The organism is Nonomuraea sp. NPDC003727, from assembly GCF_053586935.1.
In genome coordinates, this window is record NZ_JBSFNE010000039.1 from 1 (window position 1) to 25,117 (window position 25,117).

A 25,117-nucleotide genomic window follows, 5' to 3' on the forward strand; every position below is an offset into this window, starting at 1 on the left:
GGGGCGGGCCCCGCCCCCCGCCCCGGCACGCGCGGTCCCCACGGGGGGACACCCCTGCCAGCAGAATTCACCAAGCGATGAATCAATCGCCGCGCAGGTGCGGCGACCAGCACCCCCGGAAGGCGGTGCCCGCCAGACGGGGCGAAGCGGGATCACTTGCACAAAACCGGTCTTGACATCCGCAATCCACACCCGCACTCTGTTGCGTATAGCGCGAGATGTTTCTCTTTGCGAAACCGAGGTGTGACACGATGATCCCAGCGTGCCCACTTGCATCACTGCCGCGAGGCGAGGCCCTCCGGGTCGAGGCCGACCCGCCCATCGCCGTCTTCCATACCGAGGACGGCGAGATCTTCGCCATCGACGACACCTGTACGCATCAGGATGCCTCGTTGGCCGACGGCTGGCTCGAGGGCTGCGAGATCGAATGCCCGCTGCACGCCTCGCGGTTCGACCTGCGCACCGGCCAGGTCGACGCGCCCCCCGCCAAGCGGCCGGTGCGCACCCACCAGGTCGTCGTCGAGGACGACGTCATCTACGTCGTGCCCTCCGACGAGGAGCCGAACCTGCCGCCCGGCGTCACGCTCAAGGGGCAGGCGTGAACACCGTCTGCGTCGTCGGCGCCTCGCTGGCCGGGCTCCTGACCGCCAGGGCGTTGCGCGGCCAGGGCTACACCGGCCGCCTCGTCCTCGTCGGCGAGGAGCGGCACCGCCCCTACGACCGGCCGCCCCTGTCCAAGGACTTCCTCAAGGGCGCCATCGGCGAGGCCGACCTCGCGCTGGAGGGCGACGGCGAGGAGCTCGACGCCGAATGGCGGCTCGGGGTCGCCGCGACCGCGCTCGACCCGGTCGCCCGCCGCGTCATCCTGAGCGACGGCACCTCGGTCAAGGCCGACGGCATCGTGATCGCCACCGGCGCCTCCGCGCGCGAGCTGCCGGGCGCGCGGAGCCTGGCCGGCGTGCACACGCTGCGCACGCTGGACGACGCCCGCGCGCTGCGCGGCGACCTGGAGCGCGCCGGACGCGTCGTCGTGATCGGCGGCGGCTTCATCGGCGCCGAGGTGGCCGCGACGGCCAGAGACCTCGGCCTGGAGGTCACGCTCGTGGAGTCGGGCAGCGCGCCGCTGGCCGGCGTCCTCGGCGCCGCGATGGCGGAGACGATCGCCACGCTGCACGAGCGGCGCGGCGTGCGCCTGGTACGCGGCGCGTACGTCACCGAGCTGACCGGAGACGGCAGGGTCGACGGCGTACGGCTGGCCGACGGCACGCACCTGCCCGCCGACGTCGTCGTCGTGGGCATCGGTGCGACGCCCAACATCGCGTGGCTGGAGGGCAGCGGCCTCGAGCTCGGCGACGGCGTCGTCTGCGACGAGGGCGGCGGCACCCGCGTGCCCGGCATCGTCGCGGTCGGCGACTGCGCGGCCTGGTTCGATCCCGCCCAGGGCGGCCACCGCCGGATCGAGCACTGGACGGGCGCCAGGCAGCGGGCCGCCGTGGCGGCGGCCACGCTGTTGTCGGGCGGCACCGCCAGGCCCGAGCCGGTGCGCCCGGCCTACTTCTGGTCCGACCAGTTCGATATCAAGATCCAGTTCATCGGGCACGCCAGGGACGCCGACTCGGTGACCGTGGAGGAGGGTGACCCGGCCGACCACAGCTTCCTTGCCGTCTACCGGCAGGGCGAGCGCCCCGTCGCGGTGCTGGGGGTCAACCAGGTCAGGCTGTTCACCCGCTGGCGCCGCCATCTGGAGACCGCGCCGGTCCAGGCCGGCTGAGACAGGAGTGAATCATGGCTCATGAAGTACGCGGCGTGGTCGCGACGGGCAAGGGCAAGCCGGTAAGCCTGGAGACGATCCTGGTCCCGGACCCGGGCCCCGGCGAGGCGCTGGTGAAGGTGCAGGCGTGTGGCGTCTGTCACACCGACCTGCACTACCGTGAGGGCGGCATCAGCGACGACTTCCCCTTCCTGCTCGGCCACGAGGCCGCGGGCGTGGTGGAGGCCGTCGGCCCGGACGTCAAGGACGTCGCCGTGGGCGACTTCGTCATCCTCAACTGGCGGGCGGTGTGCGGCTCCTGCCGCGCCTGCCTGCGGGGCCGCCCGCAGTACTGCTTCGCCACCCACAACGCCACGCAGAAGATGACGTTGCGGGACGGCACCCCGCTCAGCCCCGCGCTCGGCATCGGCGCCTTCGCCGAGAAGACGCTGGTGGCCGCCGGGCAGTGCACCAAGGTCGACCCGGCCGCCGCCCCCGCCGCGGCGGGCCTGCTCGGCTGCGGCGTGATGGCGGGCCTCGGCGCCGCCGTGAACACCGGCGCGGTCAGCCGCGGCGACTCGGTGGCGGTGATCGGCTGCGGCGGCGTCGGCAACGCGGCGATCGCCGGATCGCGGCTGGTCGGGGCCACCACGATCATCGCGGTGGACGTCGACGACCGCAAGCTCGCCTGGGCCCGCGACTTCGGCGCCACCCACACGGTCAACGCCAAGGAGAGCGACCCGGTCGAGGCCGTCAGGGAGCTCACCGGCGGCTTCGGCGCGGACGTGGTGATCGACGCGGTCGGCCGTCCGGAGACCTTCAAGCAGGCCTTCTACGCCCGAGACCTGGCCGGGACCGCCGTGCTCGTCGGCGTGCCCACCCCCGAGATGACGCTGGAGCTGCCGCTCCTCGACGTCTTCGGCCGCGGCGGCGCGCTGAAGTCCAGCTGGTACGGCGACTGCCTGCCCAGCCGCGACTTCCCCATGCTGATCTCCCTCTACCTGCAGGGCCGCTTCGACCTCGACGCCTTCGTCACCGAGACCATCGGCCTCGACCAGGTCGAGGACGCCTTCGCCAAGATGCACCACGGCGACGTGCTGCGCTCGGTGGTGGTGCTGTGATGGCAGGCACCGTGCGCGTCGAACGCCTGGTCACCTCGGGGACGTTCAGCCTCGACGGCGGCACCTGGGACGTCGACAACAACGTGTGGCTCCTCGGCGACGACGACCAGGTGTTGGTCGTCGACGCGGCCCACGACGCCGACGCGATCGCGGCGGCCGTCGGCGACCGCGGGGTGGTGGGCATCGTGTGCACGCACGCCCACGACGACCACGTGAACGCCGCCCCGCTGCTGGCCGCCCGCACCGGCGCGCCCGTCTTCCTGCACCCTGACGACCAGGTGCTGTGGAAGCTCACCCACCCGGTCGCCGCCCCCGACAGGGCGCTGGCGAACGGGCAGATCATCAGGGTCGGCGACAGCGCCGTCCATGTCCTGCACACCCCAGGGCACGCTCCGGGCGCGGTCTGCCTGTACGTGCCCGAGCTGGGCGTCCTGTTCTCCGGCGACACGCTCTTCCAGGGCGGTCCAGGGGCGACGGGCAGGTCGTTCAGCGACTTCCCGACGATCATCTCGTCGATCAGCCAGACGCTGCTCACCCTGCCGGCCGAGACCGTGGTCCACACCGGGCACGGCGACGACACCAGCATCGGGGCCGAGGCTCCGCAGCTCGAGGACTGGATCCGCCGAGGACACTGACCCGGCCCGTATCAGAGGAGTACTCCCGTGACCACCTCCAGCACCGCCCCCACCTCCAGCGTGATCCCCACCCTGCCCGGCCACTACTACACCGATCAGGCGCTCTTCGCGCGGGAGCAGAAGAACATCTTCGAGGCGATGTGGTTCTGCGTGGTGCGCTCGTCCGACATCCCCAAGCCGGGCTCGTTCAAGACGGTCCAGGTCGGCAGCGAGAGCATCCTGGTCACCAGGGCGCGCGACAGGTCCGTGCGCGCCTTCTTCAACGTCTGCCGGCACCGCGGCGCACAGCTGTGCACCGAGGAGTCGGGCGAGGTCGCGCGCGCCTTCCAGTGCCCCTACCACGCCTGGACCTACGGCCTGGACGGCAAGCTGGTCGCCGCGCCCAACCTCACCAAGATGGCCGACCTCGACCGCGTCCAGTACGGCCTGATCAACGTGCACGTCAGGGAGTGGCTCGGCTACGTGTGGGTCTGCCTGGCCGATGAGCCTCCCTCCTTCGAGGACGACGTGATGGGCGCCGTGACCGAACGGCTCGGCGCCCTGGAGCTGATCGACAACTACGACGTGGCGGGGCTCGAGGTCGGCCGCAGGATCGTCTACGACGTGAAGGCCAACTGGAAGCTCATCATCGAGAACTTCATGGAGTGCTACCACTGCGCCACGATCCACCCCGAGCTGACCGAGGTGCTGCCGGAGTTCGCCGACGGGTACGCCGCGCAGTACTTCGTCGGCCACGGCGCCGAGTTCGGCGAGGAGATCAAGGGCTTCACCGTGGACGGCTCCGCGGGGCTCGACCGCATCCCCGGCGTGAGCGAGGACCAGGACCGGCGCTACTACGCGATCACGATCAAGCCCCAGGTCTTCATCAACCTGGTGCCCGACCACGTCATCGTGCACCGGATGTTCCCCCTGGCGGTGGACAGGACCGTCGTCGAGTGTGATTGGCTCTACCTGCCGGGCGTGGTGGAGAGCGGCAAGGACCTGGACAAGTCCGTGGAACTCTTCCATCGTGTCAACGAGCAGGACTTCGAGGCGTGCGAGCGCTGCCAGCCCACGATGGGCTCGCGCACGTACGCCAAGGGCGGCGTGCTCGTGCCCAGCGAGCACCACATCGGCGTCTTCCACGAATGGGTACAGGACAGGATCGGCTGACAGTGGTTCGAAAGGCGCCGCGCGACGACGCCGGTGACGAGGACATGCGGGTCCGCCCGCCCAAGGACTGGGCGGGCGGACTGCCCGCCGTCGGGCACGCGATGCGGACCGCCTACCGCCAGATGGGGGTGGGCCGCACCGCGCTGACACTGCTCCAGGTCAACCAGAAACGCGGTTTCGACTGCCCTGGGTGCGCCTGGCCCGAGGGGGAGCACCGCAGCCCCGCCGAGTTCTGCGAGAACGGCGCCAAGGCGGTGGCGGAGGAGGCCACGACACGCAGGATCGGGCGTGACTTCTTCGCCGCCCACCCGGTGAGCGAGCTGGCCGTCCGCAGTGACCACTGGCTCGGCCAGCAGGGCAGGCTCACCGAGCCGATGCACAAGCCCGAGGGGGCCGACCACTACGTGCCGATCTCGTGGGAGCGCGCCTTCGAGATCATCGCCAGGGAGCTGCGCGCGCTCGGCGGCCCGGACGAGGCGGTCTTCTACACCTCGGGCCGCACCTCCAACGAGGCCGCCTTCGCCTACCAGCTGCTCGTGCGCCGCTTCGGCACCAACAACCTGCCCGACTGCTCCAACATGTGCCACGAGTCGAGCGGGTCGGCGCTCAACGAGACGCTCGGCATCGGCAAGGGCACGGTGTCGCTGGAAGACCTGCACCGCGCGGAGCTCATCTTCGTGGTGGGCCAGAACCCCGGCACCAACCACCCCCGCATGCTGACCGCGCTGGAGCGGGCCAAGCGCGCGGGCGCGCGGATCGTCGCGGTCAACCCGCTGCCCGAGGCGGGCCTGCTGCGTTTCAAGAACCCGCAGCGGCCCTCGGGCCTCGGCAAGGGCACCGCGCTGGCCGACCGGTTCCTGCAGATCCGCCTCAACGGCGACATGGCGCTCTTCCAGGCGCTGTCGCTGCTGCTGCTCGACTCGGCCGACAAGGAGTTCGTCGACCGGCACACGCACGGGTTCGAGGAGTGGGAGCGGCACCTGCGCGCCCTCGACTGGGACCAGGTGCTGGAGGCCACCGGGCTGACCAGGGCCGAGCTGGAGGCGACGGCCGAGGAGGTGCGCGCGGCCGGGTCGGTCATCGTGTGCTGGGCGATGGGCCTGACCCAGCATCGCAACTCGGTGGCCACCATCAGGGAGGTGGTCAACTTCCTGCTGCTGCGCGGCAACGTCGGCAGGAGCGGCGCGGGCGTCTGCCCCGTACGCGGCCACTCCAACGTGCAGGGCGACCGGACGATGGGCATCTACGAGAAGCCGGCCGCGGCCTTCCTCGACGCCCTGGGCAAGGAGTTCGGCTTCTCGCCGCCCCGCCACCACGGTTTCGACACCGTCGAGGCGATCCGCGCCATGCGCGACGGGACGGCCAAGGTGTTCGTCGGGATGGGCGGAAACTTCGTCAGGGCCACGCCCGACAGCGACGTCACCGAGGCGGCGCTGCGCCGTACCCGGCTGACGGTGCAGATCTCCACCAAGCTCAACCGCTCCCACGCGGTGTGCGGCGCGGAGGCGCTCATCCTGCCGACGCTGGGCCGTACCGAACGCGACGCGGGCGGCTACGTCACCGTCGAGGACTCGATGGGGCTGGTGCACGCCTCGCGCGGCCGGCTCGCGCCGGCCTCGGCGGAGCTGCGGCCCGAGGTGGCGATCGTCTGCGGGCTGGCCGCCGCGCTGTTCGGCGACGATCCGCACGTGCCGTGGGCCGACTTCGCGCGCGACTACGGCGTGATCAGGGACCGCGTGTCACGGGTGATCCCCGGTTTCGAGGACTTCAACGCCCGCGCGCCGGAGGGCTTCGCGCTGCCCAACGCGCCCAGGGACGAGCGCAGGTTCCCCACGGCCACGGGCAAGGCCAACTTCACCGTCAACGAGCTGGAGGTGCTGCGCGTCCCGCCAGGGCGGCTGCTGCTGCAGACGGTCAGGAGCCACGACCAGTACAACACCACGATCTACGGCCTCGACGACCGCTACCGCGGGGTCAAGGCGGGCCGCAGGGTGGTCTTCGTCCATCAGGACGACCTGGCCGAGCGCGACCTCGCCGACGGCGACCTGGTGGATCTGGTCAGCGAGTGGCCGGACGGCGAGCGCAGGGCCGACGGGTTCAGGGTGATCGCCTACCCGACGGCCCGCGGCTGCTGCGCGGCCTACTTCCCCGAGACCAACGTGCTGGTGCCGCTGGACTCGGTGGCCGAGACGTCCAACACGCCGACCTCCAAGAGCGTGGTGGTACGGCTGGAGCGGGCTCAGCCGGCGTAGCCCAGGCGGCGGCTGATCTCGTCGGCGCCCTCCATCAGGACGGGGGCCAGCTCGTGCATGCGCTCGGCGCTGAACCGGTAGGCGGGACCCGAGGCGCTGACGGCCGCGACCACCTCTCCGTGGTAGGAGCGGATGGGCGCGGCCATGGCGTTGAGGCCGTCCTCCAGCTCCTCCAGGCAGTAGGCGTAGCCCGCCGTCCGCGTCAGGGCCAGCTGCTGCTCCAGCTCGTCGACGGAGGTGATGGTCTTGGGAGTGTAGCCCTCCAGCTTCCCGTCCGACAGCAGCCGGGTGCGCTGCCTGTCGTCGAGGTGGGCCAGCAGCACCTTGCCGCTGGAGGTGGCGTGGAGCGGGGTCACCTGGCCGACCCAGTTGTAGGCGGTGACCGCCGAGGGGCCCCTGACCTGGTCGAGGTTGACGGCGTAGGAGGAGCGGAGCACGGCGATGTTGACCGTCTCGCCGATCTCCTGCGCCAGCCGCTGGCAGACCGCCCGCCCGCGCTGGGTGATGTCCATCTGGGTGTTGACACCGCCGGCGAGCCTGATGATGCCGAAGCCGAGCCGGTACTTGCCTCTGTCCTCGGCCTGCTCCACGAGGCCGCGTGCCTCCAGCGCGCCGAGCAGCCGGAAGGCCGTCGACTTGTGCACGTCGATCTCGGCGGCCACCTCGCTGACCCCGGCCTCGCCGCGGCGCGAAAGGATCTCCAGCACGCTGATCGCCCGGTCGACCGACTGGACGCCCCCGCTGCTCGAGTCGTTGCTCATAGCGAAACTGTAAGTGCTGAAGGGAACCGCGTCGAACACAACACCAAAAGATCTCTTGTTGCGACTAGTGCAACACAATGCGTATAGCGATACGATTCGGTGAAACGCGCGAGCGAGACGAGGCAACATGACGTCACAGCAGTACGACTTCGTCATCGTCGGAGGCGGCTCGGCGGGCAGCGCCCTGGCCAACCGGCTCTCCGCGGACCCCGCTACGCGGGTGCTGGTCCTCGAGGCCGGCCGGCCCGACTATCTGTGGGACGTCTTCATCCACATGCCGGCCGCGCTCCCCTTCCCGATCGGCAACCGCTTCTACGACTGGAAGTACGAGTCGGAGCCCGAGCCGCACATGCACGGCAGGCGCATCTACCACGCCCGCGGGAAGGTGCTCGGCGGCTCCAGCAGCATCAACGGCATGATCTTCCAGCGCGGCAACCCCCTCGACTACGAGAGGTGGGGCGCCGACCCCGGGATGAAGACCTGGGACTACGCCCACTGCCTGCCGTACTTCAAGAGGATGGAGAACTGCCTGGCCGACCCCGGCACCCCCTTCCGCGGCCACGACGGGCCGCTGGCGCTGGAGAGGGGAGCGGCCGGCACGCCGCTCTACGACGCCTTCTTCGCGGCCGTGCAGGAGGCCGGATACCCCCTCACCGACGACGTCAACGGCTACCGGCAGGAGGGCTTCGCCCGCTTCGACCGCAACATCAGGCGCGGCCGCAGGCTGAGCGCGGCCCGCGCCTACCTGCATCCGGTGATGAAGCGGCCGAACCTGACGGTCAGGACGCGGGCGCTGGTGACGCGCATCCTCTTCGAGGGCACGCGCGCCGTCGGCGTCGAGTACGACGGCGGCACCGTCCGCGCGGGCGAGGTCATCCTGTGCGGCGGGGCGATCAACTCGCCCCAGCTCCTGCAGCTGTCCGGCGTCGGCAACGCGCGCGAGCTGGGCGAGCTCGGCGTCGACGTGGTGCACGACCTGCCGGGGGTGGGGGAGAACCTCCAGGACCACCTGGAGGTCTACATCCAGCACGGCTGCGGCAAGCCCGTCTCCATGCAGCCGAACCTGCAGAAGTGGCGCCACCCGTGGATCGGCGCGCAGTGGCTGTTCCTGCGCAAGGGGCCCGGCGCGACCAACCACTTCGAGGCCGGCGGCTTCGTCCGCAGCAACGACGAGGTCGACTACCCCAACCTGATGTTCCACTTCCTGCCCATCGCCGTGCGCTACGACGGCTCGGCGCCCTCGGGCGGGCACGGGTACCAGGTGCACGTCGGGCCGATGTACTCCGACGCCCGCGGCTCGGTCAAGATCAAGAGCACCGATCCGCGCCAGCATCCCGCCCTGCGCTTCAACTACCTGTCCACCGACCAGGACAGGCGGGAATGGGTGGAGGCCGTCAGGGTGGCCCGCAGGATCCTCGGCCAGCCCGCGCTGGGTGAGTACAGCACCGGCGAGATCTCGCCCGGTCCTTCCGTGGAGACCGACGAGGAGATCCTCGACTGGGTGGCCAAGGACGGCGAGACGGCCCTGCACCCCTCCTGCACGGCCAGGATGGGCGTGGACGACATGTCGGTCACCGACCCCGAGAGCATGCGGGTGCACGGCCTCGACGGCCTGCGCGTGGTGGACGCCTCGGTCATGCCGTACGTCACCAACGGCAACATCTACGCGCCGGTCATGATGCTGGCGGAGAAGGCGGCCGACCTCATCCTCGGCAACACGCCGCTGCCGCCCGAGCCGGTGGACTTCTACCGGCACCGCGCCTGAGCCGGACCGCGCGCGAGGGCCTGGGACACAACAAGAGAGGCGGTGGGGGGCGCAGTACCCCCACCGCCTCGTTCTTGGGTGTCCGGCTCAGCGGAAGACGACCGTGCGGTCCCCGTTGAGCAGCACCCGGTGCTCGCTGTGCCACTTGACGGCCCTGGCGAGCACCTGAGCCTCCACATCCCTGCCCGCCGCGACCAGGTCCTCCGGGTCGAGCTCGTGGTCCACCCTGGCCACGTCCTGCTCGATGATGGGGCCCTCGTCGAGGTCGGCCGTGACGTAGTGCGCGGTCGCGCCGATGAGCTTCACCCCGCGCTCGTGCGCCTGGTGGTAGGGCTTGGCGCCCTTGAACCCTGGCAGGAACGAGTGGTGGATGTTGATGGCGCGGCCTTCCAGGCGCTTGCACATGTCGTCGGACAGGATCTGCATGTAGCGCGCCAGCACCACCAGGTCCGCCTCGTACTCCGCGACGAGCTCGAGGATTTTGGCCTCTGCCTCCTCCTTTCCGTCCGGCGTGACGGGGACGTGGTGGAACGGCACGCCGTAGGAGGCCGCGAGCGGCTCCAGGTCGGGATGGTTGGAGACGACGGCGGGGACGTCGATGTTGAGGCCGCCGACCTGCCGGCGGAAGAGCAGGTCGTTCATGCAGTGGCCGAACTTCGACACCATGACGAGCGCCCGCGTGGGCGTCGCGGCGTCGTTGAGCTGCCACGTCATCTGGAACGACTCGGCGACGTAGGCGAAGCCCTCACGCAGCTCTTCCAGCCCGTCCTGGGCGGCGAAGTGCACGCGCATGAAGAAGCCGCCGCCTCTTCTGTCGTTGAACTGCTTGCTCTGCAACATGTCACCGCGGTGCTGCACGAGGAAGCTGCTCACCGCGTACACGATGCCAGGCTTGTCCGAGCAGGAGACGGTGAGGATGAACTCGCGGCCTGGGCCGGGACGAGGAGACATCACACCTCCTTGTGTTGCGTAATACGCAAAATGGTGATGTATACGCAACAGCGTGGACGTGCGACCGCCCACCCGTCAAGAGGGCTACCAGGGAGTAAACGGAATCACAACGTATGTATTCGCCCAGTGATTCCCTCAAAGCCTTGACGAACGGAGGGTGACGGGTCAATTCTGTTCCTCACTGAGCATTGCCTTGCGCCATACGCAACGATCAGGGGTATGCCGATGACCCATCTCTCCATCGGCGGCACGTGGACCAGGCCGGTCGCCGGCGGACAGCGGAACATCCTTTCGCCCGCCGACGGCAGCCTCGTGACCACGGTCGCCGAAGCCACAGCGGCCGACACCGTGGCCGCCATCAGGGCCGCGCGGCACGCCTTCGACCGCGGTCCATGGCCCACCACTCCCGCCAGGGAGCGCGGCGCGCTGCTCTACGCGGTCGCCGACCTGGTGGAACGTGACCGCGACGCCTTCGCCCGCGCGGAGTCGGGCGACACCGGCAAGCGCCTGGTCGAGAGCGAGTACGACGTCGACGACTCCATCGCCTGCCTACGTTACTTCGCCGGCGTGGCCGGAACCGACGCGGGCCGCGTCATCGACACCGGCCGCGACGACGCGATCAGCAAGGTCGTCTACGAACCCGTCGGTGTCTGCGGCCTGATCACGCCCTGGAACTACCCGCTGCTGCAGACCACCTGGAAGGTGGCGCCCGCGCTGGCCGCGGGCAACACCTTCGTGCTGAAGCCCAGCGAGCTCACCCCGAGCACGGCCATCCTGCTCGTCCGCGCCCTGGAGGAGGCCGGCCTGCCCAAGGGCGTGGCCAACCTCGTGCTCGGCGCGGGACCCGAGGTGGGCGCGCCGCTGGCCGAGGACCCCGACGTCGACCTGGTCTCCTTCACCGGCGGCCTGGCCACGGGACGGCGGATCATGGCCGCGGCCGCGGCCACGGTCAAGCGCGTCGCGCTCGAGCTCGGCGGCAAGAACCCCAACATCGTCTTCGCCGACGCCGACTTCGAGACCGCCGTCGACTTCGCGCTCACCGCCGTGTTCCTGCACTCAGGCCAGGTCTGCTCGGCGGGCGCGCGGCTGCTGGTGGAGGACTCCCTGCACGACGCCTTCGTCGACGAGGTGGTCAGAAGGGCGGAGCGCATCCGCCTGGGCGGCCCCTTCGACCCCGAGGCGCAGGCGGGCCCGCTCATCTCCGCCGCGCACCTGGCCAAGGTCGAGGAGTACGTGGCCGCGGGCCTGGCCGAGGGCGCGACCCTGCGCTGCGGCGGTCGCCGGCTCGACGGCCCCGGCTTCTTCTTCCCGCCCACCGTCCTCGACGACTGCAAGCAGGGCATGCGCGTGGTGCGGGAGGAGTCCTTCGGCCCCGTGCTGACCGTCGAGCGTTTCACCACCGAGGAGGAGGCCGTCCTCCTCGCCAACGACACCGAGTACGGCCTGGCCGGCGCGGTCTGGACCCAGGACGCCGGCAAGGCGCAGCGGGTCGCGGGACGGCTCCGCCACGGCACGGTGTGGATCAACGACTACCACCCCTACGTGCCGCAGGCCGAGTGGGGTGGTTTCAAGCAGTCCGGCATCGGCCGCGAACTCGGGCCGACCGGACTCGACGAGTACCGCGAGATCAAGCATGTGTGGCAGAACACCCGCCCGCGCCCCCAGCGGTGGTTCCCAGCGAACTGACGCTCCGAGACTCCCAAGAGGTGGTCATGACCGTGCCGTCACTGACCGAACGTAGTCCGCTCGACACCGAAACCGTGCCCATCCTCGATGTCAGGGGGCTGTGGAAGGTGTTCGGCCCCAAGGCCGAGGCGGTCGTCGGTACCACGCTCAGCCGTAAGGAACTGAAGGAGCGGACCGGCTGCGTCGCCGCCGTGCGCGACGTCTCCTTCGAGGTACGCCGGGGCGAGGTGTTCGTCGTCATGGGCCTGTCGGGCTCGGGCAAGTCCACCCTCGTCCGCTGCCTGACCAGGCTCATCGAGCCCACGGCAGGCGAGGTCGTCCTGGACGGCGAGGACATCCGCAAGGCCGACGACCGCAGGCTGCGCGAGCTGCGCAGGCACCGCATGGCCATGGTCTTCCAGCACTTCGGCCTGTTGCCGCACCGGTGCGTGCTGGACAACGTCGCCTTCGGCCTGGAGATCCGCGGCGTCCCCAAGCAGGACCGCTACGCCCGCGCCCGCGAGGTCGTCGGCCTGGTCGGGCTCAACGGCTTCGAGAACTCCTACCCCGACCAGCTGTCCGGCGGCATGCAGCAACGGGTGGGCCTGGCCCGCGCGCTGGCCGCCGACCCCGAGGTGCTGCTGTTCGACGAGCCGTTCTCCGCGCTCGACCCGCTGATCAGGCGGGAGATGCAGAACGAGGTCATCCGCCTGCACCACGAGGTCGGCAAGACGATGATCTTCATCACCCACGACCTCAGCGAGGCGCTGAAGCTGGGCGACCGGATCCTCATCATGCGCGACGGCGAGCTGGTCCAGGTCGGCACGCCGGACCAGGTGGTGGGCGCACCCGCCGACGACTACGTCAGGGACTTCGTCAGCGACGTCCCGCGCTCCCACGTCCTCACGCTGCGCTGGATCATGCGCCAGCCCCTGATGGACGAGTCGCTGGACGGCCCGGAGCTCGGCCCCGACGTCGTCATCCGCGACGCCGTGCACACCGTGCTCTCGGCCGACCGGCCGGTGCGCGTGACGGACGGGGACACGCTGCTCGGGGTGGTCACCAGCGCCGAGATCCTCGAGGTGATCGCGGGAGGGCAGGAACGATGACCACCGTGGCGGTGGTGGCCGCCAGGCTGCCGGCCCGCAGATACCTGCTCCTGGTGGTGCTCGCCGTATGGGTGCTCGGCTGGGCGCTGTTCAACGGCCGCGACACCCTCGCCCTCGGCGGCGCGGAGCTGACGCCCCTGCACACCTCGCTCAACGAGGGCATGGACGCGATCGACGACGGCCGCAACAGCAATCCGTTCTTCCTGTACTTCATCAACTACATCCGGCTCTTCCTCGACGAGTCGGTGACGTTCGTCCAGGCGCTGATCAGCCAGGCGTCCTTCGGCCGGCCCGTCCCGGTCCTCGGTTGGCTCGGCGTGGCCGGGCTCGCCACCGCCATCGCGTGGCTGTGGGGCAACGGGAAGGTGGCGCTGCTCACCGCCGCCGGTTTCCTCTCCTTCGGCGTGCTGGGCCTGTGGCAGGAGAGCATGGACACCCTCGCTCTCACGCTGACCGCGGTCGCGCTCTCGCTGGCCGTCGGGATCCCGCTCGGCGTCTGGGCGGGGCTGAGCGACCGGTTCCACCGGGTGGTGACGCCGGTGCTGGACTTCATGCAGACGATGCCGACGTTCGTCTACCTGGCGCCGCTGACGCTGTTCTTCCTCATCGGCCCGGCCAGCGCCACCATCGCCACGATGATCTACGCGATCCCGCCGGCCATCCGCATCACCGCGCACGGCATCAGGCAGGTCTCGCCGGACACGCTGGAGGCGGGCGCCTCGCTCGGCGCCACCTCCGCGCAGGCGCTGCGCCACGTGCGGCTCCCGATGGCCAAGCAGACGATCATCGTCGGCGTCAACCAGACCATCATGGCGGCGCTGTCCATGGCGACGATCGCGGCGCTCATCGACGCGCCCGGCCTGGGCAAGACGGTGCTGAAGGCGCTGCAGACGCTCGACGTGGGCACCGCGTTCAACGCGGGCCTGGCCATCGTCATCATGGCCGTCGTGCTGGACCGGGTGACCTCGGCCGCCAGCCGGCGGGTGGAGGCCGAACGGCGCGCCGGCCGGCTGCGCACCACGCGACGGCGCCGGCTGGAGCTGGCCGGCACGTTCGGCGTGGTGGCGGTCCTCGGCTACCTGTCCTACACCTACGTCTGGGCCGCGGAGTTCCCCGTCCAGGCCGAGCTCGGCCACTACGTGCGCCAGGCCGCCGACGCGGCCAGCCTGTGGGTGCAGGACAGCCTCGCCGCCACCACCGACGCGCTGAAGAACGTGCTCACCAACACGCTGCTCAACCCCTTCGAGGCGCTGCTGACCGGCTCGCCGTGGTGGCTCGTCTTCGGCGTGGTCGTCGCCGTCGCCCTGCTGGTGGGCAGCGTGCGGGCCGCGCTGGTGACCGCCGCGGGCCTGCTCGTGCTCGTGCTGCTGGGACTCTGGCAGGACAGCATGGTGACGCTGGCCTCGACGCTCGTCGCGACGATCCTGGTCATGGTGCTCGGCGTGGTGCTGGGCGTCTGGATGGGCCGCAGCGACCGGGCCGACACGATGCTGCGGCCGGTCCTGGACGCGGGGCAGACGATGCCCGCCTTCGTCTACCTGGTGCCGATCCTCGGCCTGTTCGGCCCGACGCGGTTCACCGCGATCATCGCGGCCGTCGTCTTCGCCGCGCCCATCGCCATCAAGCTGGTGGCCGAGGGCATCAGGCGGGTCTCGCCCACGACCGTGGAGGCCGCCGTCTCGGCGGGCACGGGAACGTGGCAGCTCATCTCCAAGGTCCAGCTCCCGATGGCGCGCAGCGGCGTGACGCTGGCGGCCAGCCAGGGACTGATCTACGTGCTGTCGATGGTGGTCGTCGGCGGCCTGGTGGGAGCCGGAGCCCTCGGCTACGACGTCGTGGCCGGCTTCTCGCAGCACCAGCTCCGCGGCAAGGGGCTGGCCGCCGGGCTCGCGATCGTCGTGCTCGGCATCGTGCTCGACCGCGTCATGAGCGCCGCCACCCGGCGGGCCGACGTGGCCGCGCACGGCGGTGTCACCCACAAGTAACCGATAACCGGCTAGTGAGAACTCTGGAGGACCAGGTGGCTTTGACGAGGAGTGGAAGGGTCAGGGCGATCGCGCTCGTGACCGGCACCGGCCTCCTGCTCACCGCGTGCGGCGGGGCGAAGGTCGGCGAGACGCAGCAGCCCGCGGCCGGCGGACAGGGAGGCAAGAGCTGCGGCACCTTCAACCTCGCCGTCAACCCATGGGTGGGCTACGAGGCGAACGCCGCGGTCATCGCCCACGTGGCGGAGAAGAACCTCGGCTGCAAGGTGGTGAAGAAGGACCTCAAGGAGGAGGTGGCCTGGCAGGGCTTCGCCACCGGCGAGGTCGACGCGGTCGTGGAGAACTGGGCCCACGACGACCTCAAGAAGAAGTACATCGAGGACCAGAAGGTCGCCGTGTCGGCGGGCCCGACGGGCAACAAGGGCGTGATCGGCTGGTACGTGGCGCCGTGGATGGCCCAGAAGTATCCCGACATCACCGACTGGAAGAACCTCAACAAGTACGCCGACCTGTTCAAGACCTCCGAGTCCGAAGGCAAGGGGCAGCTGCTCGACGGCGACCCCTCGTTCGTCACCAACGACGCGGCCCTGGTCAAGAACCTGAAGCTGGACTACAAGGTCGTCTACGCCGGCAGCGAGACCGCGCTCATCACGGCCTTCCGGCAGTCGGAGAAGCAGCAGAAGCCCATCATCGGCTACTTCTACGAGCCGCAGTGGTTCATGTCGGAGCTCAAGCTGGTCAAGGTGAACCTGCCGCAGTACACCGAGGGCTGTGACGCGGACCCGGCCAAGGTGGCCTGCGACTACCCGCCGTACGAACTTGACAAGATCGTGAGCAAGAAGTTCGCCGACTCCGGCAGTCCCGCCTACGCGCTGGTCAAGAACTTCACCTGGACCAACGACGACCAGAACCTCGTGGCCAAGTACATCTCCGAGGACAAGATGACGCCCGAGGACGCGGCCGCCAAGTGGGTGGCCGACAACGCCGACAAGGTCAAGGCCTGGGTCCCCCAGAGCTGAGGTCTCACCAGCCCGATCGCCTGACCCCGCGATCGGGCTGGTGCTTGCGCGGGATTGGAACGTTCTAATCCGCCGCGAAGCCGTACGGAATAAGACAGAACGCCCCTTGACACCCGCAATGCGGCGAGCGACGCTTGTTGCGGAAAACGCGTTTGGTTGCATATATCGCAACAACGGAGGTGGCTATGACGGGCCCGAGCGTCGTCATCATCGGGGCGGGCGTGGTCGGCGCCGCCCTCGCCGACGAGTTGTCCGCCCGAGGCTGGACCGATGTCACCGTGGTCGATCAGGGAGACGTGCCCGCCACCGGCGGCTCATCCTCACACGCCCCCGGACTGGTGTTCCAGACCAACGGGTCGAAGACCATGACCGAGATGGCCCGCTACACGGTCGAGAAGTTCGTCGCACTCGACAGCTTCTTCCAGGTCGGCGGGCTCGAAGTGGCCACCACCCCCGAGCGGCTGGCCGAACTGCACCGCAGGTACGGCTGGGCGGTGGCGTGGGGGATCGAGGCGCACCTGCTCTCCCCCGAGGAGTGCGTGGCCAAGCACTCCCTCCTCGACGGTGCCAAGGTCCTCGGCGGCCTGTTCCTGCCGACCGACGGCCTGGCCAAGGCGGTCAAGGCGGTCGACGCCCAGCTCGCCAGGGCGCGCGAGCGCGGCGTGCGGGTGCTGCCCAGGCACGAGGTCCTCGACATCAGGACCGAGAACGGCAGGGTCGCCGCGGTGGTCACCGACCAGGGCGAGATCCCCGCCGAGATCGTGGTCTGCTGCGCCGGCATCTGGGGGCCGAAGGTGGCCCGCATGGTGGGCATGAACCTCCCCCTCACGCCGCTGGCCCACCAGCTGGCATGGACGGGGCAGGTGCCTGACCTGGCCGGAGCGACCGAGGAGGCCACCCGGCCGATCCTGCGCCACCAGGACGCCGACCTCTACTACCGCGAGCGCTTCGACACGCTGGGCATCGGCTACTACGGCCACCGGCCGATGCCGATCAGCGCCGACGACATCCTGTCGGTCGACGCGGCCGAGGTGATGCCCTCGGTGCTCACCTTCACCCCCGACGACTTCGCCGAGGCGTGGACCGCGACCCAGGACCTGCTTCCCGCCACCCAGTCGGCCAAGGTCGAGGAGGGCATCAACGGGCTGTTCTCCTTCACCACCGACCACCTGCCGCTCATGGGCGAGTCGCGGGAGGTCAAGGGCTTCTGGGTGGCCGAGGCCGTCTGGGTCACCCACTCGGCGGGCGTCGGCCTGGCGATGGCCGAATGGCTCGTCGACGGCCACTGCTCCTCCTTCGACCTGCACGAGTGCGACGTCAACAGGTTCGAGCCGCACCAGATCGCCCCCGACTACGTGCTGGCCCGAGGCTGCCAGAACTACGTCGAGGTCTACGACATCATCCACCCCCTCCAGCCGATGGAGGAGCCCCGCCCGCTGCGCACCAGCCCCTTCCACCCCCGCCAGCAGGAGCTCGGCGCGGTCTTCCTCGAGGCCTCCGGGTGGGAGCGGCCCCAGTGGTACGGCGCCAACGCGGGTCTGCTCAAGGGCAGGGACATCCCCACCCCCGGAGACTGGGCCGCGCAGTACTGGTCCCCGATCGTGGGTGCCGAGGCCCAGGCCACCCGCGAGTCCGTCGCGATGTACGACATGACCGCGCTCAAGCGCCTGGAGGTCAGCGGCCCCGGCGCCGTGGCCTTCCTGCAGTCCCTCACCACGGGGGACGTGGACAAGTCGGTCGGCTCGGTGACCTACTGCCTGCTGCTCGACACCGACGGCGGCATCCGCAGCGACGTCACCGTCGCCCGCCTCGGGGCCGAGGAGTTCCAGGTCGGCGCCAACGGCAACCTCGACCTCGACTGGTTCGACCGGCACCGCCCCCGCGACGGCTCGGTGCAGGTGCGCGACATCACCGCGGGCACCTGCTGCGTGGGCCTCTGGGGGCCGCGGGCCCGCGACCTGGTCCAGCCGCTGACCACGACCGACCTGACGGCGCTGCGCTACTTCCGCGGCACCCGCGCCTACATCGGCAACGTGCCGGTCACGATGCTGCGCCTGTCCTACGTCGGCGAGCTCGGCTGGGAGATCTACACCACCGCCGACATGGGGCTCAAGCTCTGGGACACCCTGTGGGAGGCCGGCCAGGACCACGGCGTCGTCGCCGGCGGCCGCGGCGCCTTCACCAGCCTGCGCCTGGAGAAGGGCTACCGCTCCTTCGGTACCGACATGACCTTCGAGCACGACCCCTACGAGGCGGGCCTCGGCTTCGCCGTCAAGCTGGACAAGGGCGACTTCGTCGGCCGCGAGGCCCTGCTCGCCCGCAAGGAGTCGGTGCGGCGCAAGCTCACCTGCCTGCTCACCGACGAGGTCGTCATGGGCAAGGAGCCCGTCTACGACGGTGAGAACGTCGCCGGCTACGTCGCCAGCGCCGCCTACGGATACACCATCGGCAAGGGGATCGCCTACGCGTGGCTGCCGGCCGCGCTGGCGACCCCGGGACAGCCGGTGGACATCGGCTACTTCGACCGGAGAGTCAAGGCCGTGGTCGCCGAGGAGCCCCTGTTCGACCCGGCGATGCAGCGCCTGCGCGGTTAGAAAGGACCCCAGATGATCGACACCCCGCTGGACGTGGTGGACCCCGAGGTCCACGCCGCCATCGGCGACGAGCTCGCCCGCCAGCGTTCGACGCTGGAGATGATCGCCTCGGAGAACTTCGCGCCCGCCGCCGTCATGGCCGCCCAGGGCTCGGTCCTCACCAACAAGTACGCCGAGGGCTACCCGGGCAAGCGGTACTACGGCGGCTGCGAGCACGTCGACGTCGTCGAGCAGCTCGCCATCGACAGGGTGAAGGCGCTGTTCGGCGCGCAGGCGGCCAACGTGCAGCCGCACTCGGGCGCCCAGGCCAACGCCGCCGCGATGGCCGCGCTCCTCGAACCCGGCGACACCATTCTCGGTCTCGACCTGGCCCACGGCGGCCACCTCACCCACGGGATGCGCATCAACTTCTCCGGACGCCTGTACAAGGTGGCCGCCTACCACGTGCGCGAGAGCGACTACCTGGTCGACATGGAGGAGGTCGCGCGCCTGGCCCGCGAGCACCGGCCCCGGCTCGTCATCGCGGGCTGGTCGGCCTATCCGCGGCAGCTCGACTTCGCGGCCTTCCGCCGTATCGCCGACGAGGTGGGCGCCTACCTCATGGTCGACATGGCGCACTTCGCCGGCCTGGTGGCCGCGGGCCTGCACCCCTCGCCCGTGCCGCACGCCCACGTCGTCACCACCACCACGCACAAGACCCTCGGCGGGCCCAGGGGCGGGGTGATCCTGTCCACCGAGGAGCTCAGCAAGAAGATCAACTCGGCGGTCTTCCCCGGGCAGCAGGGCGGCCCGCTGGAGCACGTCATCGCGGCCAAGGCGGTCGCCTTCAAGATCGCCTCCGAGGAGGCGTTCCGCGACCGGCAGCGCCGCACCCTGGAAGGCGCCCGCATCCTGGCCGAGCGGCTGCTGGCCCCCGACGCCGTCGAGGCGGGGGTGCGGGTGCTGACCGGCGGCACCGACGTGCACCTCGTCCTGGTCGACCTGCGCGCGTCCGAGCTGGACGGCAAGCAGGCCGAGGACCGGCTGCACGAGGTCGGCATCACGGTCAACCGCAACGCCGTGCCGTTCGACCCGCGGCCCCCGATGGTCACCTCGGGGCTGCGCATCGGCACCCCGGCCCTCGCCACCCGCGGCTTCGGCGCCGCCGACTTCACCGAGGTGGCCGACATCATCGCCACCGCGCTGACACCGCAGGCCGACCTGTCGTTCCTGCGCGGCAGGGTCGAGGCCCTGGCAAGCAAGCACCCGCTCTACGGAGAGGCCCGATGAGCCCGCGCACCCCTGGCGCCGACCTGCCCGAGCACCCCGACCGGCTGTGGGGCGCCGCCGAACCGAAGCGTTCCTACGACGTCGTGATCGTCGGCGGCGGCGGGCACGGCCTGGCCACCGCCTACTACCTCGCCAAGAACCACGGCATCACCAATGTGGCGGTGCTGGAGCGCGGCTGGCTCGCCGGCGGCAACATGGCGCGCAACACCACCATCATCAGGTCCAACTACCTGTGGGACGAGAGCGCGGGGATCTACGAGCACGCGCTCAAGCTGTGGGAGGGCCTGGAGGAGGAGCTCGACTACCCGCTGCTGTTCAGCCAGCGCGGCGTGCTCAACCTCGCCCACAGCCTTCAGGACGTGCGCGACAGCGTACGGCGGGTGCACGCCAACAACCTCAACGGCGTCGACGCCGAGTGGCTCGACCCCCACCAGGTGAAGGAGGTCTGCCCGATCGTCAACATCTCGCCCGACGTGCGCTACCCCGTGCTGGGCGGGACCTTCCAGCCCAGGGCCGGCATCGCCAAGCACGACCACGTCGCGTGGGGCCTGGCCAGGGCCGCGGCGGCGCTCGGCGTCGAGTTCGTCGAGCACTGCGAGGTCACCGGGCTCCAGGTGCGCGACGGCAGGGTGACCGGCGTCGAGACGACGAAGGGGACGATCGCGGCCGGCAGGGTGGCGCTGTGCGCCGCCGGGCACACCTCGGTCGTGGCCGCCACCGCGGGTATCGACCTGCCCCTCCAGAGCCATCCCTTGCAGGCGCTGGTGTCGGAGCTGCTGGAGCCCGTCCACCCGACGGTCGTCATGTCCAACGCCGTCCACGTGTACGTCAGCCAGGCGCACAAGGGCGAGCTGGTCATGGGCGCCGGCATCGACGCGGCCAACTCCTACCGCCAGCGCGGCGCCTTCCACATCATCGAACGGCAGATGGCCGCGGCCCTCGAGCTGTTCCCCGTCTTCGCCAGGGCGCACGTGCTGCGGACCTGGGGCGGCGTGGTGGACGTCTCGCCCGACGCCTCGCCGATCGTCGGCCTGACCGAGGTGGAGGGCCTGTACCTCAACTGCGGATGGGGCACCGGCGGCTTCAAGGCGACCCCCGGCGTGGGCTGGTGCCTGGCCCACACGGTGGCCAACGACGAGCCGCACCCGCTCAACGCCCCCTTCTCCCTTGACCGATTCACCACCGGGGCGCTCGTCGACGAGCACGGCGCCGCCGCGGTCGCGCACTGAGGACCTCACGATGCTGCTGATCTCATGTCCATGGTGCGGCCCACGCGATGAGGCCGAGTTCCATTACGGCGGGCAGGCGCACGTCGCCTACCCGGACAACCCGGCGGCGCTGTCCGACGAGGAGTGGGCCCGCTACCTGTTCTTCAGGGACAACCCCAAGGGGCGCTTCGCCGAGCGCTGGAGCCACTCCGCCGGCTGCCGCCGCTGGTTCAACGCGGTGCGCGACACCGCGACCAACGAGATCCACGCCGTCTACCGGGTGGGCGAGCCCAGGCCGGTGACCTCATGAGGCGCGACAGCGGCGGCCGGATCGACCGCGACACCACGCTCCGCTTCACCTTCGACGGCCAGGAGTACACCGGGCACCCGGGCGACACCCTCGCCTCGGCGTTGCTGGCCAACGGGGTGCGCCAGGTCGCCACGAGCGTCAAGCTCGGCCGCCCGCGCGGCATCGTCTCGGCCGGCGGCGAGGAGCCGAGCGCGGTCGTGCAGATCGAGGCGCCCTTCCCCGAGCCGATGCTCCCCGCCACCACGGTCGAGCTGTACGACGGCCTGGTCGCCGCCGGCCTGCCCGGCCAGGGCAGGCTGGCCACCGAGCCGGACCCCGCCCGCTACGACGCCGTCCACGCGCACTGCGACGTCCTGGTCGTCGGCGCCGGTCCCGCCGGACTGGCCGCCGCCCGCGCCGCGGCCGGCACGGGCGCGCGCGTCATCCTCGTCGACGAGCGGTCCGAGCCCGGCGGCAGCCTGCTCGGCACCCGCGAGTCCGTGACCGAGCCCGGCGCGGACGACGTGCTCGGGCCGCAGGAGGTCGGCTCCGGCGCCGACTGGGCCGCCGCGACCGCGGCCGTGCTCGAGGCGATGCCCGAGGTCAAGGTACTGCGCAGGACCACCGCGATCGGCTACTACGACGACAACTACGTCGTCGCCGTCGAACGGCGCACCAACCACCTGGGCGCCACCGCACCCGCGGACGTCGCGCGCGAGCGCGTGTGGCGCATCCGCGCCAAGCGCGTCGTGCTGGCCACCGGCGCGCACGAGCGGTCGATCGCCTTCGCGGGCAACGACCTGCCCGGCGTCATGCTGGCCGGCGCCGCCCGCGCCTACGTCAACAGGTACGGCGTGCTCCCCGGCCGCCGCGCGGTCGTCTTCACCGCCAACGACAGCGCCTACGCCGCCGCTCTCGACCTGGCCGACGCGGGCGTCGAGATCGCCGCCGTCGTCGACGTCCGGCCCTCGCCCGGCGCGGCGTGGACGGCCGGCGCCCGCGAACGCGGCATCCAGGTGCTGTCCGGGCACGTGGTGACCGCCGCCCAGGGCGACGGCCAGGTCTCCAGCGTGCTGGTCGGCCGGCACCGGCCCGAGGCCGGCGCCGCCGTCGGAGAGCAGGAGCTGGCCGCCGACCTGCTGCTGGTGTCAGGCGGCTGGAACCCCGTCGTGCACCTGTTCAGCCAGTCGGGCGGGACGCTCCGCTACGACGACGCGCTCGGCACGATCGTCCCGGACGCCTCCCGCCAGGCCGTCGAGGCGGCGGGAGCGGCGAAGGGCGTGTTCACGCTGAGCGGCTGCCTCGCCGACGGCGCCGCCGCGGGCTACCGCGCACTGGAGGCGGTCCTCGGCAGGGCGGTGGGCGAGCGGCCCGCGACCCCGCGGGCCACCGTGGAGACGCCCACGACCCCCGGGCAGGCCTTCTGGCTGGTCCCCGCCACCGACTACCGCTCCCACTTCGTCGACCTGCAACGCGACGTGACCGCGGCCGACGTCCAGCGGGCGACCGGGGCGGGCCTGCGCTCCGTCGAGCACATCAAGCGCTACACCACCGCGGGCACCGCCCACGACCAGGGCAAGACCTCGGGACTGCTCACCACGGCGGTCGTGGCCCACGCCCTCGGCACCACCGTCGGCGAGCTCGGCAGCACCACCTTCCGCGCGCCGTACGCGCCGGTGAGCTTCGCCGCCCTCGCCGGCCGCGACCGCGGCGCGCTGCACGACCCGATCAGGGTGACCGCCCTGCACGAGTGGCACGTCGCCAACGGCGCGCTGTTCGAGAACGTCGGCCAGTGGAAGCGCCCGTGGTACTACCCGCGCGCCGGCGAGGACATGGAGAGCGCCGTCCTGCGCGAGTGCGCGGCCGCCCGCGAGAGCGTCGCGGCCATGGACGCATCCACGCTCGGCAAGATCGACGTGATCGGCCCCGACGCCGGCGAGTTCCTCGACCGGCTCTACACCAACATGATGAGCTCGCTGGCCGTCGGCGCCGTCCGCTACGGCGTGATGTGCAGGCCCGACGGGATGGTCTTCGACGACGGCACCGTCATCCGGCTGGCCGAGGACCACTTCCTGGTCACCACGACGACCGGCAACGCGGCCACCGTCCTCGACTGGATGGAGGAGTGGCTGCAGACCGAGTGGCCCACGCTGCGCGTCCACCTCACGTCGGTCACCGAGCAGTGGGCCACGGTCGCGCTGGTCGGGCCGCGGTCGCGCGAGCTGCTGGCCGAGCTCGCCCCCGACCTGGCCGTCGGCGTCGCCGACTTCCCGTTCATGACCTGGCGGGAGGCGGAGGTGGCCGGCATCCCCGCCCGGGTGTGCCGGATCAGCTTCTCCGGCGAGCTCGCCTACGAGATCAACGTGACCTCGTGGGACGGCCTGCGCCTCTGGACGGCGATCATGGACACCGGGCGCGTCACGCCGTACGGGACCGAGACCATGCACGTCCTGCGCGCCGAGAAGGGCTACCCGATCGTCGGCCAGGACACCGACGGCACCGTCACCCCGCAGGACCTGGGCATGTCGTGGGTGGTGTCCAAGAAGAAGCCCGACTTCGTCGGCAAGCGCTCCTTCGCGCGGGCCGACACCTCCAGGCCCGACCGCAAGCAGCTGGTCGGCCTGCTGCCGGAGGACCCGTCCTACCTGCTGCCGGAGGGCGCGCACCTGGTCGCCGACGCCGAGCTGCCCGCGCCGCCCGTGCCCATGCTCGGCCACGTCACCTCCAGCTACCGCAGCGCCGCCCTCGGCCGGACGTTCGCGCTGGCCCTGGTCAAGGGCGGGCAGAGCCGGGTAGGCGAGCGGCTGTACGCACCCGTCGGCGGCGCCCTCGTGCCCGTCACCGTCACCTCGCATGTCCTGTACGACCCGGAAGGAGCGCGCCGCGATGGCTGAACGCAGGAGTCCCGCAGCGGCCTTCGCAGGCCGGTTCGAGGCCGTCTCGTCGAGCGGGGCGCTCAGGCTGGCCGAGATCCCGTTCCTCACCCACGTCAACGTGCGCGTGGACCCGGCCGGTCCGGCCGCGGACGAGGTCGCGGCCGTCCTGGGCGCGCCGCTGCCCACCACGCCCTGCACCGCCGTACGGTCGGGCGAGCTGACCGTGGCCTGGCTCGGCCCCGACGAGTGGCTGGTGATCGGTCCTGAGGGGTACCGGTCAGAGCTGCTGCGCAAGGCCGTGGACGGCGGCCAGGGCTCGGTGGTCGACGTGTCCGCCCAGCGCACCACGCTGCTGGTCGCCGGGCCGAAGGCGCGGGACCTGCTGTCCCACGGCTGCACCATCGACCTGCACCCGAGCGCCTTCGCTCCGGGGGCGTGCGCGCAGACCACCCTCGCGCGCACGCAGGTCGTGCTGCTTCCCCAGCAGGACGGCTTCCTCGTGCTGGTGCGCTCCTCCTTCGCCGCCTACCTGGCCGAATGGCTGCTCGACGCCGCGACGGAGTACGTGCGGTGAGCATCGGCGTCTTCGACCTCTTCAAGATCGGTATCGGGCCGTCGAGTTCGCACACCGGCGGGCCGATGGCGGCCGCGCACCGCTTCGCCCGGGGGCTGCGCGCCGACGGGCTGCTGGAGCGGGTGGAGCGGGTGCGGGTGGT

20 protein-coding genes are annotated in these 25,117 nt (G+C 71.0%); 18 read left to right on the plus strand and 2 right to left on the minus strand.

From position 1 onward, the window contains the following. Window positions 1–251: 251 nt before the first annotated feature. The 6 genes from ACWDLG_RS44265 to ACWDLG_RS44290 are packed head-to-tail and all read left to right on the plus strand — an operon-like array spanning window position 252 to window position 6,910. Entirely contained in the window at window positions 252–602 is a 351-nt protein-coding gene (locus tag ACWDLG_RS44265; RefSeq protein WP_354918104.1) for a bifunctional 3-phenylpropionate/cinnamic acid dioxygenase ferredoxin subunit, read from the plus strand. Beyond that, entirely contained in the window at window positions 599–1,771 is a 1,173-nt protein-coding gene (locus tag ACWDLG_RS44270; protein ID WP_449931560.1) for an NAD(P)/FAD-dependent oxidoreductase, read from the plus strand. Before ACWDLG_RS44265 ends, ACWDLG_RS44270 begins: the two co-directional genes overlap by 4 nt. 14 nt (window positions 1,772–1,785) lie before the next feature. Then, complete coding sequence (locus ACWDLG_RS44275) at window positions 1,786–2,871, plus strand: S-(hydroxymethyl)mycothiol dehydrogenase (protein WP_354918110.1); 1,086 nt, start codon at window positions 1,786–1,788, stop codon at window positions 2,869–2,871. Continuing rightward, window positions 2,871–3,506, plus strand: coding sequence for an MBL fold metallo-hydrolase (locus ACWDLG_RS44280; RefSeq protein ID WP_354918113.1), 636 nt, complete (start codon window positions 2,871–2,873; stop codon window positions 3,504–3,506). Before ACWDLG_RS44275 ends, ACWDLG_RS44280 begins: the two co-directional genes overlap by 1 nt. 27 nt (window positions 3,507–3,533) lie before the next feature. Further along, window positions 3,534–4,658: an aromatic ring-hydroxylating oxygenase subunit alpha gene (locus tag ACWDLG_RS44285; protein WP_449931563.1), complete on the plus strand. Its 1,125-nt coding sequence runs from the start codon at window positions 3,534–3,536 to the stop codon at window positions 4,656–4,658. After that, window positions 4,634–6,910 (plus strand): FdhF/YdeP family oxidoreductase, encoded by a 2,277-nt coding sequence (locus tag ACWDLG_RS44290; RefSeq protein ID WP_449931565.1) that lies wholly within the window; start codon window positions 4,634–4,636, stop codon window positions 6,908–6,910. Before ACWDLG_RS44285 ends, ACWDLG_RS44290 begins: the two co-directional genes overlap by 25 nt. Here the strand turns inward: ACWDLG_RS44290 and ACWDLG_RS44295 are convergent. Beyond that, entirely contained in the window at window positions 6,898–7,671 is a 774-nt protein-coding gene (locus ACWDLG_RS44295; protein WP_354918119.1) for an IclR family transcriptional regulator, read from the minus strand. The genes ACWDLG_RS44290 and ACWDLG_RS44295 overlap by 13 nt on opposite strands. 127 nt (window positions 7,672–7,798) lie before the next feature. Here ACWDLG_RS44295 and betA point away from each other — a divergent pair, with 127 nt between their 5' ends. Then, the gene (betA, locus tag ACWDLG_RS44300) at window positions 7,799–9,436 is read left to right on the plus strand and encodes a choline dehydrogenase (protein ID WP_449931567.1); all 1,638 of its coding nucleotides are present in this window, start codon (window positions 7,799–7,801) and stop codon (window positions 9,434–9,436) included. 87 nt (window positions 9,437–9,523) lie between these two features. On the opposite strand, the gene purU is transcribed toward betA, so the two are convergent. Beyond that, window positions 9,524–10,387: a formyltetrahydrofolate deformylase gene (gene purU, locus ACWDLG_RS44305; RefSeq protein ID WP_449931569.1), complete on the minus strand. Its 864-nt coding sequence runs from the start codon at window positions 10,385–10,387 to the stop codon at window positions 9,524–9,526. Between the two features lie 219 nt (window positions 10,388–10,606). On the opposite strand from purU, the gene ACWDLG_RS44310 reads away from it, so the two are divergent. The 11 genes from ACWDLG_RS44310 to ACWDLG_RS44360 form a co-directional block, all read left to right on the plus strand. Then, entirely contained in the window at window positions 10,607–12,073 is a 1,467-nt protein-coding gene (locus ACWDLG_RS44310) for an aldehyde dehydrogenase family protein (RefSeq protein ID WP_449931571.1), read from the plus strand. A 26-nt stretch (window positions 12,074–12,099) separates the two neighbouring features. Continuing rightward, entirely contained in the window at window positions 12,100–13,161 is a 1,062-nt protein-coding gene (locus tag ACWDLG_RS44315) for a quaternary amine ABC transporter ATP-binding protein (protein ID WP_449931573.1), read from the plus strand. Beyond that, a complete protein-coding gene (locus tag ACWDLG_RS44320) occupies window positions 13,158–15,146 on the plus strand; it encodes an ABC transporter permease subunit (RefSeq protein WP_354918130.1) in 1,989 nt (662 codons plus the stop codon). The genes ACWDLG_RS44315 and ACWDLG_RS44320 overlap by 4 nt, the downstream gene beginning before the upstream one ends. Window positions 15,147–15,181: 35 nt before the next feature. Beyond that, a complete protein-coding gene (locus ACWDLG_RS44325) occupies window positions 15,182–16,165 on the plus strand; it encodes an ABC transporter substrate-binding protein (RefSeq protein ID WP_449931576.1) in 984 nt (327 codons plus the stop codon). A 185-nt stretch (window positions 16,166–16,350) separates the two neighbouring features. Further along, a complete protein-coding gene (locus ACWDLG_RS44330) occupies window positions 16,351–18,759 on the plus strand; it encodes a GcvT family protein (RefSeq protein ID WP_449931578.1) in 2,409 nt (802 codons plus the stop codon). A 12-nt stretch (window positions 18,760–18,771) separates the two neighbouring features. Beyond that, entirely contained in the window at window positions 18,772–20,028 is a 1,257-nt protein-coding gene (gene glyA / locus ACWDLG_RS44335; RefSeq protein WP_449931580.1) for a serine hydroxymethyltransferase, read from the plus strand. After that, on the plus strand, window positions 20,025–21,257 hold the full coding sequence (locus ACWDLG_RS44340) for a sarcosine oxidase subunit beta family protein (RefSeq protein ID WP_354918141.1): 1,233 nt from the start codon (window positions 20,025–20,027) through the stop codon (window positions 21,255–21,257). The genes glyA and ACWDLG_RS44340 overlap by 4 nt, the downstream gene beginning before the upstream one ends. Before the next feature lie 10 nt (window positions 21,258–21,267). Next, window positions 21,268–21,546: a sarcosine oxidase subunit delta gene (locus ACWDLG_RS44345; protein ID WP_354918144.1), complete on the plus strand. Its 279-nt coding sequence runs from the start codon at window positions 21,268–21,270 to the stop codon at window positions 21,544–21,546. Then, the gene (locus tag ACWDLG_RS44350) at window positions 21,543–24,419 is read left to right on the plus strand and encodes a 2Fe-2S iron-sulfur cluster-binding protein (protein WP_449931582.1); all 2,877 of its coding nucleotides are present in this window, start codon (window positions 21,543–21,545) and stop codon (window positions 24,417–24,419) included. The genes ACWDLG_RS44345 and ACWDLG_RS44350 overlap by 4 nt, the downstream gene beginning before the upstream one ends. Beyond that, window positions 24,412–24,975: a sarcosine oxidase subunit gamma gene (locus ACWDLG_RS44355; RefSeq protein ID WP_449931584.1), complete on the plus strand. Its 564-nt coding sequence runs from the start codon at window positions 24,412–24,414 to the stop codon at window positions 24,973–24,975. The genes ACWDLG_RS44350 and ACWDLG_RS44355 overlap by 8 nt, the downstream gene beginning before the upstream one ends. Then, the coding region (locus ACWDLG_RS44360; protein WP_449931586.1) for a serine dehydratase beta chain at window positions 24,972–25,117 on the plus strand (146 nt) is incomplete at its 3' end. The genes ACWDLG_RS44355 and ACWDLG_RS44360, both read left to right, overlap by 4 nt.